The organism is Streptomyces sp. NPDC050546 (assembly GCF_044457425.1).
GTDB lineage: Bacteria > Actinomycetota > Actinomycetes > Streptomycetales > Streptomycetaceae > Streptomyces.
The window spans coordinates 817,216-829,527 of sequence record NZ_JBITGX010000001.1 but is presented as its reverse complement, the minus strand read 5'-3'; the positions used below and the strand labels follow the sequence as shown (position 1 = coordinate 829,527).

7 protein-coding genes and 3 pseudogenes are annotated in these 12,312 nt (G+C 66.2%); 3 read left to right on the top strand and 7 right to left on the bottom strand.

The window, feature by feature from the left end:
• Positions 1–438 precede the first annotated feature (438 nt).
• A complete protein-coding gene (locus ACIBK5_RS03650) occupies positions 439–897 on the bottom strand; it encodes a hypothetical protein (RefSeq protein ID WP_399015725.1) in 459 nt (152 codons plus the stop codon).
• A gap of 681 nt (positions 898–1,578) precedes the next feature.
• Between ACIBK5_RS03650 and ACIBK5_RS03645 the strand changes: the two genes are divergently transcribed.
• Positions 1,579–2,670, top strand: a complete 1,092-nt coding sequence (locus ACIBK5_RS03645) for a hypothetical protein (protein ID WP_399015723.1) — start codon at positions 1,579–1,581, stop codon at positions 2,668–2,670.
• 110 nt (positions 2,671–2,780) lie between these two features.
• On the opposite strand, the gene ACIBK5_RS03640 is transcribed toward ACIBK5_RS03645, so the two are convergent.
• On the bottom strand, positions 2,781–2,966 hold the full coding sequence (locus tag ACIBK5_RS03640) for a DUF3732 domain-containing protein (RefSeq protein WP_399015722.1): 186 nt from the start codon (positions 2,964–2,966) through the stop codon (positions 2,781–2,783).
• Between the two features lie 377 nt (positions 2,967–3,343).
• Positions 3,344–3,480, bottom strand: a pseudogene (locus ACIBK5_RS03635) (IS5/IS1182 family transposase); the annotation flags it as partial.
• Between the two features lie 786 nt (positions 3,481–4,266).
• Here ACIBK5_RS03635 and ACIBK5_RS03630 point away from each other — a divergent pair.
• Positions 4,267–5,403, top strand: coding sequence for an amidohydrolase family protein (locus tag ACIBK5_RS03630; RefSeq protein ID WP_399015720.1), 1,137 nt, complete (start codon positions 4,267–4,269; stop codon positions 5,401–5,403).
• A 120-nt stretch (positions 5,404–5,523) separates the two neighbouring features.
• Positions 5,524–6,331, top strand: a pseudogene (locus tag ACIBK5_RS03625) (IS5 family transposase); the annotation flags it as partial.
• Between the two features lie 25 nt (positions 6,332–6,356).
• Here the strand turns inward: ACIBK5_RS03625 and ACIBK5_RS03620 are convergent.
• From ACIBK5_RS03620 to ACIBK5_RS03605, 4 genes and pseudogenes are all read right to left on the bottom strand, one after another.
• Positions 6,357–6,806 carry a DUF6228 family protein gene (locus tag ACIBK5_RS03620; protein WP_399016237.1) on the bottom strand — a complete coding sequence of 150 codons (450 nt, stop codon included), beginning with the start codon at positions 6,804–6,806 and terminating at the stop codon, positions 6,357–6,359.
• 109 nt (positions 6,807–6,915) lie between these two features.
• Positions 6,916–8,405: pseudogene (locus tag ACIBK5_RS03615) on the bottom strand (IS1380 family transposase).
• A gap of 188 nt (positions 8,406–8,593) precedes the next feature.
• On the bottom strand, positions 8,594–10,450 hold the full coding sequence (locus ACIBK5_RS03610; RefSeq protein ID WP_399015718.1) for an ABC transporter ATP-binding protein: 1,857 nt from the start codon (positions 10,448–10,450) through the stop codon (positions 8,594–8,596).
• Between the two features lie 219 nt (positions 10,451–10,669).
• Complete coding sequence (locus ACIBK5_RS03605; protein ID WP_399015716.1) at positions 10,670–11,917, bottom strand: hypothetical protein; 1,248 nt, start codon at positions 11,915–11,917, stop codon at positions 10,670–10,672.
• Positions 11,918–12,312 lie beyond the last annotated feature (395 nt).

Sequence of the window (12,312 nt, the reverse complement as noted above, 5' to 3'; positions counted from 1 at the left end):
CACCAGTGGGTGGACAACGCCCCGCAGCCGCCGGCGTGGTGGCTGCCGGGCCAGCGTCTGACTGGGACGCCCGCGAGTGTCTGAGGCCGGAACGCCGCGGGTCCGGCGATCGTGCCAAGCGGCCGCCGGCCCCCCGGCGGTCCGCACGGCAGTACGGGCAGTACAGCTGACGAGCCCGGCCTTGAGGCGGGGAGAGCCGCATGCCTGCAGGAGGACCGTCGAGAGTCCTGACTTGGTCGGTGCGATCCCCGCCAGGTGACCGGCGGCCCCACGGCCCTCGCGCCGGCGTTCCCCAGACTCACTCCGCTGCCAGCGAGGCGAGGGCCTCCACCATGCCGTCCAAGCCGTCGCCACCATGCACAACCTCACCCTGACCGGGTGAAACAGCAGGTCAAGCACAACTCCGGCCTGCCCGAGCCCGACCTTCTGCAACACCCTTTAACACGTCACCCAGATCTGCAGTTGGGTGCCGGCCGATACGGTGACGCTCGCTGTTTCACCGTTCGAAGCACAGGTGAAGGTGGTCTTCCCTCGTGGGCGCACCTGGAATTTGAGGTAGGCGGCTCCACCCGGCGCGTAGCTGCCGATGTTCAAGCCGCGGGCGGTGATGCCCTCGTTCGTCACCGTCCACCGGTTGTTCGTCTTGGACGTGGACAAGTACGTGCTGCCCATGACGTACTCGGCGCCCTGCGGGATCGCGACCGACACCACGACGTTGTCTCGCTGGGTCTCGGTGTCGTTCTTGTACTTCACCTTGTAGGTGACGACCTCGGGTGGATCGTCTGGTGCGGTGAGGAGCGACACCCCAGCGCTGGCCGAGGCGATGATGAGCCCGGTAACGAGGGCAACCTTGAACTCGGATGATCGCCACCAAGGGCGTGACTCGTCACTCGGCACCTGCTCCCCCTCCTACGACAGCGAGCATGCCGACGTGGTGATCTGCAGACACGAACTCCGGGCAGGTTGCTGCAGACCTGTTACACGTTCCGCCTGATCTCCACCCGTCAGCGTTGATCTGTCCCCGTACTGCGAGGAAGGCGAGGGCCGGAAGAGTGGGTGCGAGGAGGCGGGAGGTCAACTGTATGAAGGTGCCAGCGGCGGTGAGGTTCTGTCCGGTGGAGCGGAAGGCAACCATTGATCACGATCAGGCGGCGACTTCTCCCATGTTCCGCACCGAGCCGGAGGATGTGCGGGCCGGTGGGGGTGGCTGGATCGGCTGCATCGGTGGTCAAAAGGACGTCCTGGCCGGTGGTGAGCCGTCGGACAGCGGGGGCCTCGCCGACGGGCCCCGTCGGCCTCAGCAGGTTGGCGACGTACTGCCTTGGCGAGATCGCCGCGCGGCATTCGGGTGATGCGGTGGCGCGTCACCCCAGCGAGCAGGGCCCGCCCCCGCCCGATGTGATCGCATCCAGGGTGGTGGGCCCGGCGGGGCCCCTGCCCCGTGCTCGACCCGACTTCGAGCACGCCCGTGGAGAAGCCAACTCGGCTGGCACCGCAGCATGGTCCGGATGATCCTCGTGGCTCTCCGCCGCGCGTGCTGTGTCGGGACGGCTCCGCGGTAGTGAGGGGCTCCGAGTCATGAAGACAACCGCCATCGAACGTCGCGCCGAACTGCTGCGTCTGTACACCGGGCTGCCCTGGCAGTCCGCCCGCCGCCGTGTCGAGGCCGCCGAGCCTGGCTCCCTGCTGATCCCGCAGCCGGACGCCGACCAGCTGCTGCTGGAGGCCCGGGTGATGGCCGCACTGGCCTGGCGTCGGATCACCACTGTGCACCCGTGGGGCATCGAATACGTCGACCCGCGCGCCGACCGCCTCCTGATCCGATTCGAGGCCGACCCGGCCGAGCGGCCCGCCCCGAACGAGACCCAGGCCCTGGACCTGGCCGAGGCGCTGCTGCCGCGCGCCGACGAGTACGGCGACATTATGGGGGTGCCCGGGGCCCGTACCCACGTTGAGGACGGGCAGGTAGTACTCCGAGTGCCGGACACGTCGGCCTCCGTCATCCTGTCGGGGCTGGACCCCGAAGAGTGGCTGCGCGCGGCCGACGTCCAGGACCAGCGGCTGGGCACCTACGGCATGACGCCGTGTCACCGCGACCAGCCGGCCCGTTGGCACCCGGCCGAGCGTCCCTACCGGCGGCCGGGACGCCGAGGCACCGCAGCGTCAGCCTGGCTGACCAGCGGGCTGCTGCGCCGGGTCGGACTGATCCGCACCCTCGGTGTGCCGCTGGCCGTGACCGGCTGGCTCGGCCACCACGAACGCGACGGTTGCGAACGCTGGATCATCGACCCCACGTTCGCGGAAGGTCACGGCGCCACCGGCCACCGGCGGCTCATGGCGCTGCTCGCGGCACCCGGCTGGGGCCTGCCCGTCACCCTCTTGGACAACCACTGCAATTGCCATCTGCCGCCCGAGTACAGCGACCAGTGCACCAGCATCATCGCCGGGGCGGCAGGGCAGCGAGGTGCGCTGGAAGTACGCACCATCCGCGGCAGCGGCGACCGCCTGAAGTGGATCCAGCAGCACCGCCCAATGATCTACGCGGCCAAGCAGCAGCTTGTCCTACCCGTGCCCGCATGGGTCGACGGTTGGCTCGAGCGCGGTGGATCTCCTGCGTCGGACGTACCAGGCGGCGTGACAAGGGTTGGCTCGTCGGGGCATGGCTGGTGATCGCCTGCCCGCCGGCTGCAGCCGAGCGTCGCCCACCATGGGAGCCGATCCCTGACATGCCCCATCGACGCCATCTCATGCCGCCCGACCGAGTGTCGGCCCCTCACCCGTTAGCCGGCGTGCTCGTCAATCCAGTCTTGGGGGATGAGAGCCTCTCCGTTGCGCCAGTTGTAGCGGACGCAGTCCTGGTCCCACTGGTCGGGCAGGTTGGCGTGGTCGCTGACGATGAGCTGGAAGTATGCCGTGGACGGTGTTGCGGTCGGCGTCGGAGCTGGTGGCCAGTGCGAGCCACGCACCGTCTGCTGCCGCAGCGGTGTGCCGTACCGCGTTGCCGGTCAATTCCCCCACCACGGTGATCACGTCGTCGACCACCTCCTCCAGGCCCCATCGCGTGAGGTGGCATCGGGTGAACTGCCGTGCCTGAGTGAGCGCTTCACCGGAGGCAGCGATCTTGCCGGCCGCAAAGTTGCTCATGGAGATCCCCACGACCGACCCCCAGTCGAGGGCCTGTGTTTCGCCGGGGACCGCTACCCCGGCGGATCCAGCCAAACTGACAACCAGAGCGTCACCAAGGTGGTGCACAAGCGTTCGCCCCCATCTGTCACATCAATGAACAGGAAGAACGCCCTTGCGGGGGACGGTGTGCATGAAAACTACCCCCTAAGAGGATGTCTCACGTGGCGAGTTTCGCGAGCTTCTTGTAGCAGGGAGGGCGGCTGCGAGGCCGAGTAAGGCGAGGAAGTGAAATCCCTTTCGCTCGTACCGGACGGTGAGCCGGCGGAAGCCGAACAGCCAGGCGATCGACCGCTCACGTGAGGGCTAGAAATGGGGGCGAACTCAAGGTCCGGGACCCCATTTTTCGTGTCGATGTGGCTGCCGTCGATCACCGCCCGGGACCAGCCGATCTCGTTTGCCGCGTTCAGCTGGGCAAGCAGGATCCGATGCAGATCGTCGAACACCCCGGCGTTGATCCACCGCTTGATCCGCCGCCAGCACGTCATGCCTGACCTGAAGCCGAGTTCCTGCGGAAGGTCTTCCCAGCCGCCCGGTATGCAGCACGTACAAGATGCCCTGCGGGCACTGCCGATCCGGCACCGGCCGCGGGCCGGGCGTCTTCGTCGGGCCACGGCGGAAGCAACGGCTCGAGAAGCTCCCACAACTGATCATTTAGCAGAGCGCGTGAGCAGCTCTTTAACGTTCGTCTCAGGTTCGCTCGGTAGGAAGTAGGCATGCGGATAAGCGATGCAATCCGTATGCAGGAGGCTAGTGATGGCAGTCGACGCAGCACCATCGGGGAAAGCGCAGCCCGGCCGGTTGCGGTTCGAGGCGGCCACCAGGGCGCTGGCGACGGCGCTCCCTGTCACCGCATGCGGGGTCACACGCCGACAAACAGTGCGAGGCCCGCCGCGGCCGGCCCGCACAGCGCGCATGCGGGCGGTCGTCAGCTCCACCACAGCCGCTCCGCACCGGCGAGCGGTTCCTCGACCTGAGCGCTGCCGTGGTGCGCGAGCAGGACGCGAAGACTCCCTGAAGCATCTCGCAGACGGATGCCGTACGGATACCTCACCACACAAACGCCTGAAGAGAGGGACTGACATGAAGCCCATGGGACGCCGCGGATTTCTCACCGCCAGCACGGCACTTGGCATTGGTGCCGGCTTGTCCACGCACGCCATTGTCTCGGAAGTGAGCGAGAACGAGACTTCGGACAAGACTTCGGACATTTCACGGCGGGACCAGGACCTGCCCTTCATTGGCACGGAGGAGACCTTTTCGACTCCCACGTTGTTGAAGCTGAACTCCATCAATCAGGATCACATAGCGTTCCTTGAGGAAATTGGCCTTTCGGATCTAGGCCAACGCCGCATCGGCGATATGGATGCGGGGGGACTCAACGTTCAAATCCTCTCGGCTCATACACCCTCCGTGCAAAATGTCCCTGGGCAAAGGGGCATCGACCTTGCCTATCGTCTTAACCGGCAACTTGTAGACGGGCCAATCGCTAAATATCCGGGCCGCTTCAAGGCTTTCGCCACCTTGCCCTTGCAGAGCCCGGAGGCGGCGGCGGACGAACTGGAACGCTCGGTTCGGGAAGATGGCTTCTTGGGCGCACTGACCAACGGACACATCGCGAAGAAGTATCTCGATCATCCCGATTTCGAGCCTGTGCTGGCACGTGCCGTTGCTCTCGATGTGCCGATCTACCTACATCCCGGCTATCCAGCTGACGAGGTCTTCAAGATCTACTACAGCACCACACGGTCTAAATACACGGAAGAGTACCAAGACTACATTTTCAGTGGGTCTGGATATGGCTGGCACCAGGAGGTGCTGACCCAATGCATTCGGATGATCGCGTACGGGGTTTTCGACAGATTCCCCAAACTGAAAATCATCATCGGCCACATGGGTGAAGGTCTTCCCTTCTACTACGAGCGGATCGTCAATGACATGGGCGAGCCGACCAAAGACTCGCTCGAGAAGCCCATCGGGCAATACTTCCAGGATAACTTCTGGGTCACAACCAGCGCATTCCCCCAGACCGAACTGCTCGATCTCCTGCTGAAGTACATGAGCGTGGATCGAGTGATGTTCGCAACCGACTACCCGTTCGCGGACATAAAGGAGCAGACCGACTGGTTCCGCGGAGTCGATTTGCCACGCGAAGACAAGGAAAAGATTGCGTTCCGAAATGCAGAGAAACTGTTCAGAATGAAAGTGTCCGTGAAGTGATACACCAGCGGCGGCCGGAGTGAAAGATTGCTTCGCTGTAACAGCGGCTAACACAATGAGATGGACCGCTGCTGATGGCCGTGCCTACGGCAGGAGTTGAGCGTTCGGTTCCGTGTGGAGATGTTGCCGTGGATCGTGCCGGATGAGCTGTGGGACCGTCTGAAGCCGCTGCTACCGCAGCGCGAGCGGCGCTTCCGGCACCCGGGCCGCAAGCCGTTGCCTGACCGGGATGTGTTGTGCGGGATTCTTTACGTCCTGCACACCGGGATCCAGTGGGAGTACCTGCCCAAGGATCTGGGCTTCGGCTCGGGTATGACCTGCTGGCGGCGTTTGCGGGACTGGAACGAGGCGGGTTTCTGGCAAGCGCCGCATGAAGTCCTGCTTGCCGACCTCAACGCGGCTTCTCGACTGGACTGGTCCCGTTGCGTGGTCGACTCGTCCCACGTCAGGGCCCTAAAAGGGGGATCCACACGGGCCCATCGCCGGTCGACCGGGGCCGAGCCGGCTCGAAGCACCACCTGATCACCGACGGGCACGGCACCCCGCTCGCGGTCGTGCTCACCGGCGGCAACCGCAACGACGTCACTCAGCTACTGCCGTTGCTCGACGCGATCCCGCCGGTTCGCGGCCGGGTCGGCCGTCCCCGCCGCAAACCGGATTCGCTGTTCGCCGACCGGGGCTACGACCACGACGTCTACCGCGACCAGATCCGCGATCGAGGCATCGTGCCGGCGATCGCTCGACGTGGTACCCGGCACGGCACTGGTCTGGGCACCTACCGGTGGGTGGTCGAGAGGATGTTCGCCTGGTTGCACGGCTTCCGATGTCTGCGGATCCGCTGGGAACGGCGGGCCGACATCCACGAAGCGTTCCTCAACTCGCCTGTTGCCTGATCACCCAACGACAACTTGGCGCCTTGTGCCGGCCATAGGCGACTGACGAGCTGCCTCCGCTCACCACAGTGGGTCCGACACCAAGAAGGTACGCATCTCGATGGCAAGACTGCGCATGTCTTCTCCAGGAGCATGGATGGTCGTCATCTCGAAACGCCATTCGTCGTCGGGGAGACGGTCGTGTAGCCCCCACGTCAACCGGACGTGTGATCCTGCGTGCTCGGCAGCCAGCGTCAAATCATCCTCAAGAGAACGCCAGGTCTTGGTGCCGTTCCATCCTCGGAACTCCTCTGCCAGTTGAGCAAGGAAGACGTCGAGGCCGTCACCGTCCCAGGTCCTCACCACGACCTCGATCCGCGCCGACTCACCTTGAGCTGTCACGAGGAAGTCGCGCATCAGGTCATCACGCTCTTCCGGGAAGGAACGTGTCAGCTGGTGGAAGCGCAGGCTGATCGTTCGATACCGGTCACCTCCGACGCGGACATCCGGGTTGGTCTCGTCTTCCTCCATCACGTGTGCAGGCTACGGGCACGGGACCCCCTGTGACCGGGAGTTTTGTCCCTCCTGCCTGACACCGGTCGTCGAGGAAGCCGAGCGCAGCTTCGCCGCGGTCATTCCGTTAGCCTCGGCGTTTCGCTTCGGGTGGCTGGGCTGGACTGATCGCGTTGGACCGGGTGATTCCGGTTGCTGGCCTGCCAGTGGGCTGGCGGGGGCCCGGCGCGGTGGTCGGGTTCTCCGGGGGTCCTTTTCGAGTCGTGGGCGGCCAGGAGTGGTTGTTGATCAACTGGCAGTGCGGCGAGGCGGTGGAAGGCTGTGGCCAGCTCGTGTCTCCATTGGTCTTGCCGCACCGGATGTGGTCCTCAACAGTGGCATGCCCGCGGTGACGGGCCTCCAGGAACTGGGCGGAACCACCGCCGGAGTATGGGCTGTCGGTGAGGAACACCTGATGCCGCAGGCCCTCGTCCTGATCGAACAGGGACAGCTGGGCTCCGGGGTGCGGCCGCTCCCGGCGCACGATGATGCGGGTACGGGGCGGGTAGCCGTCCAGATCAACCATCCCGGTCAGCTCGGCCACCTCGGCGCCATCACGCAGGGTGCCGTGCTGGTCCAGGGCGGGATGCCAGAGTCGGTCCGGCATCGCCCGGACAGCGCGGCGGACCGGCTCGGTGATGGCGTATCCGACCGAGAAGAAGGTACGGATTCCTCGTTTGTGCGTGTCGCGGACGTGGGCGAGGAAGGCTTTCGCGGATCCGGCACTGTCGGGGCGGACCAGGATGTCGGTGCCGTGCCGGTGAGCGTCGGGGATCTGCGCGAGTGCCTGGTCGAGCACCGTGATGTGATCGGCGGCGGTGTTGGCGCCGGCGTTCCCGGGCCGCAGGCGCCCCGACGTTTCCTCGCCGTGTTCGCGAGGAAACACAGCAGCGGATGGAATCCGAAGCCGCCCTTATAGGTGGGCGCGGCCTGCTCTTTCTCGGAGTGGCAGGTGACCAGCGTGGCGTCGAGGTCCAGGACCAGGCCGGGAAGTTCGCGCCCTGCGGCCGTCACCGCGGGTATGCCGTCGCTGGTCTCGGCGGCGTGCATCCAGGCGACTTCCCGGGCTGAAGCGCGGGCCGCTCGCATCGAGGCGCGTGCGGCCTCGTTGGTGTCGGCAAGCAGCCGCCAGGCCGTGGGCGTGGAGGCAACCGCGCCGAATAACTCGGCCTGGTCCCGCAGCACGGCCAGATCCGTGCCGGCCTCGCCGCCATCGGCGAGCATCACCGCCAGATCCGCGGCTATCCGACCTGGATCATGCCCGGTCCCGCGTGGCCGAAGCGGCCTGAGAGCGGCGGAGTACGCGGCGGTCAGCCCGGTGGCATCGGCAAGATCCGCCAGCAACCGTGCCCCGGCATGACCGACCACACCCGAACCGTCAGCGGAGACACGGAGCTTGGGACGGGAACCGATACCCTTCACGCAGAAAGTGCCTTCCGCCTGGACCGACAGAACCCCTCGACAGGGTTCATCGTCCCAGCTCAGAAGGCACTTTCGTGATTCCGTCCCGCATCCGGCCTCTCCCCAACCGAAACGCCGAGGCCAGGTGCGCGCCAGCGCCGACGGGGCAGACGGCATGCTTGGCGGGATCTCAGCGAGGTCAGCCTCGAGGTCCGGCGATTCGCGGTTGAGCTGCTGCCCGATCAAGGAGCGGACGGCCATACGCTACGTCGCCACCGCCCACTCGGAGCGCACAGCAACGCCGCCCAGGCGAACAAGCAGGCTTGTGCGGCTCGGACAGAGAGTGTTCGGACTACTGCGGGGGCCTAATTGCCGATGAGACCCGGAGTTAAAGCGTGCGGAGAATCGACGGGCGGTGTTCGAAGCGGTGAACCGGCTTCTATGGCGTGCCCAGTGGTGAGTTCTCTGTAGTGGCTGTTGCGAGCGAGAAGGTGCTCGTGGCTGCCGGAGACTGCTGTCCCGTCCTCCGAGAGCAGGATGATGTGCCGAGCCTTGCGGATGGTGGGCAGCCGGTGGCTGGCGACGATAACGCAGCGGGTGGCCGCCAGATGGTCGACAGCTCGGGTGACGAGGCGCTCGCTCATGCCGTCCAAATGGGAGTTCGGCTCGTCGAGGAGGAGGATGTCACTGTCTGTGAGTAGGGCCCGGGCTACGGCGAGGCGCTGGCGTTGCCCGCCGGACAGGTCGTGGACGCGACCCAGGGGCGTATCGAGTCCTTGGGGGAGACGCAACACAGTTTGGCGTAGTCCGACCGTCTCCAACGCGTTCAGCAGGTCTGCGTCGCTGGGCGGTTCGGCGAGACCAAGTTGCAGGTTCTCGCGAATGCTGCCTTCGATGAGGGTGGACTGTTGGTCGACGTAGGTGACGCGTCGACGCAGGTCGCCGAGGGGCCAGTTGCTGACGGACCTGCCCAGGATGCGGATCTCCCCGTACTCGGCCCGTGCGAGGCGGTTGATCAGAGTGAGGACCGTGGACTTTCCGGTGCCAGAGGAACCGACGAGGGCGGTGAGCCCGCTCGCGGGGACGTGGAAACTCGCATGGTGCAACACAGGGTGGCCTTGCGGAAGGCGGAAGGTGACACGACGGAAGGTCACTGCATGGGCGTCGGGGTGCGGTAGGGGCAGGACCGGAGTTGCGGTCGTGTCCAGTTCCGCCTCCGCTGGACGAGTGAGGAGGTGGTGGAAGCGGCCTCGTGCGGTTCGTCCCGCCTGTAGATGGCCGATACCTAGGGCGACGACTGTCAGGGGCGAGGTGAGGTGCAGCAGATAGAGAAAGAAGCCGCTGAAGGCGGCCAGGGACAGCTGTCCTTGCGTGATCTGCTGCCCTGCTGCCAATGCGACGGCGAGCACGGCAATTTGCTGGCCCACACTCACGACCGGGCCGATGAGGCACTGCAAGCGGGAGGCGGGCAGACACGCCGAACGAACGGCGTCTGCGGCGTGTCCGAGTTTGCGTGCGGCCTCACTCTCGTAGCGGCAGGCTTTGACGGTGACGAGTGCGACGAGGTGGGCGGTGAGGCTCTGTCCGAGCTGTCCGAGCGCGCGCTGCTGGGCGATTGCGAGATGTCTCATCCGGGTCGTCATGGGGGCGATGCAAGCTCCGGTGAGCCCGAAAGCTCCGACGGCGACCATGGTGAGGCATGGGTCGATGACGACCATGGCGGTGAGCGTGGCCGCCGCGGCGATGAGCGCCACCGGGAGGTGGACGAGACCGGTTTCGATGAGCAGACGCAGGAGCGCAGCGTCTGAGGTGACTCTGGCAGTGAGGCTGCCAGGGCCCTCGTCGCGTACCGCGCGCAGCGGCAGCCGCAGCAGATGCCCCATGGCCAGGCGGCGCAGACGCAGCACGGCGCGCTCGCCGACTCCCGCCAGTAACCACCCGCTCAGAGCCTGCAGTCCGGCCCCGCCCAGGACAGCGACGCTCATGCCCGCGGCGGGATGGGCGACTGGCTGGTGCCGGGTCAGAGCGTGCATCACGCCCATCGCCAGCCACGGCACCGCCAGACTGGCTGCGGCCGAAGCAAGGGACAGGACGGCTGCCAGGGCGACCAGCAGGCGGTCGCCACACAGGAGATCCTGGCCGATGCGCAGCCCTGGAAACGCCCCGCAGTCGGGGGTCAGGGACCGGGTCGACGATCGCGGGCGGGCGAACGGGAAGGCCATGTCGCGGTGCCTCGTTTACGAAGACCGGGCGAGGGAGGAGCGGATCGGCCGCAGCCGGGAGCTCGCTCGTCGTGTCGCGGAAGACGAGAAGTGCTGCCGGTTCCGGGTCCGCCAAGGGCGGTGGGGATCACCGCTCGAAGCCTGCGGCACTGCCGCCTCCGACGGTGGCATGCTGCTCTCTACTGGCTTCCTTCCATGGGAGGGAGCCGGGATGCCCACTCATACCGGCTGGGGGACGTCGTCGGGTGTGAAGTGCACTGCCGTGCCGTACAGGTCGAGCAGTCCTTCGAAGGGCTGGGCGGGCAGGCCGGGCTTCCACAGTTCAACGGCCATCTCGCCGTGGTACAGCAGGGGCCAGCGCACGTAGGTCCGCGGGTCGGCCGGATCGTTGACGGCGTGTGAACGGTGAACGGTGTCGCGGGCGATCTCGACCGTCAGGTCGGTACCGCAGCCGAAGCCGTAGGGGAACTGCTCGCGGTCCGCCTCGACGGTTTCGATCACCGTGTGGTCGCTGGAGACGACGCCGACGTGGGCGTGGATGCCGGCTCGGATGAGAGGTACCTCGCGTTCTCCCTCGGGGTCCAGCACCCAGGTACCTGACGGGTCCTTCGTGACGCGGACAGTGGGGCAGGCTTCCATCAGGGCGCAGATCTCCCATGTCTCTACTGATGGTTGCATCGGCAGCGTGCCGCTGGGGGCCAGAACGCGCAGGCGCTGGCCGTCGGCCAGGCGCGGCTCGACGGCCACGGTCTGCTCTCGCGTCAGGTTGCGCTTGTCGACATCCCAGGAACCTGAGGCGCTGACCACCAGGCAGTTGAGATCGGGGTCGAAGGCGAACAGCATGCCTTCGCTGAAGCCCCGCATTCCCATGTAGATCTCGTACATGTCGGCCAGTTGGTCGGAGACGAAGTCGGACACCTTCACCGGCGCCGGCAGCAGTCCCAGCTCGCCCATCCGCCGCCCGGCATAAGCCAGTTGCTCAGGTGCAGTGCTGGCCTGCCACGCCTCGGTGGTGATCGCATCGCGGACAGTGTCGTAGTCCTCAGCGACCTGCCGGGCGCACGCCGCGGTGACCAGCCGATCACGCATCCGGTCGGCGATACTCGTGATCTCGGTGGGATGGCCGCCCTCCATGTTGCAGAACGTCACCTCCCCTACCTGACCGGGAGCATCCCCTCGGGAAACGAAAAGGACCTTGGCCGCGCCGAGCCGGCCCATGGCTGTGCGGGCGGTGGCGACGACCTCTGCGTGGGGCAGCGCACTGAGTCGTTCGGGCACCTCGACCACGGCGACGACATGACGGGGGTTGCGGCGCAGGCCGTGCTGCTGGCGCAGCATCGCACTCAGCGGCGGATAATCCTCGGGGATCCTCTCCCGCAGAGGCTGCGGCCCCTCAGGGATCTGCCCGCACATGAGCATCAGGTCGACGTCACCGTGGGAGCGGTCCAGGACGGTATGGCCCTGCACCTCGAAGGATGCGACCAGGTGGTCCAGGAAGGTCCGCAGCGCCTGGTGTCCTGTCGGCATCTCACCGATGACCTGGACCGTGCACGGACGCCACCAGCCGCAAGCGGTCACATCGGTTTGGACGACGGGTACGGCGACCGGTGAACTGCTCATGGCCTACCTTCCAGGAACGTTGCGGCCGCCTCGAGAAGGGCCTTCGTCGGCTAGGTCGCGGCGCGTGAAAGCGTCGCAGTGACCGAGTTTGTCGCCGTGGACGTGCGAGAAGCCGCTTGGTACGGGCTCAGGACGTCGGTGACCATACCGGCGGCCTGATGGAACACCTACCTACCGCCACCCTTTCCGGGATCGACGGGTAACCAGTTGACGCCAGTACGACGTTTGGGCACGTCAGTTGC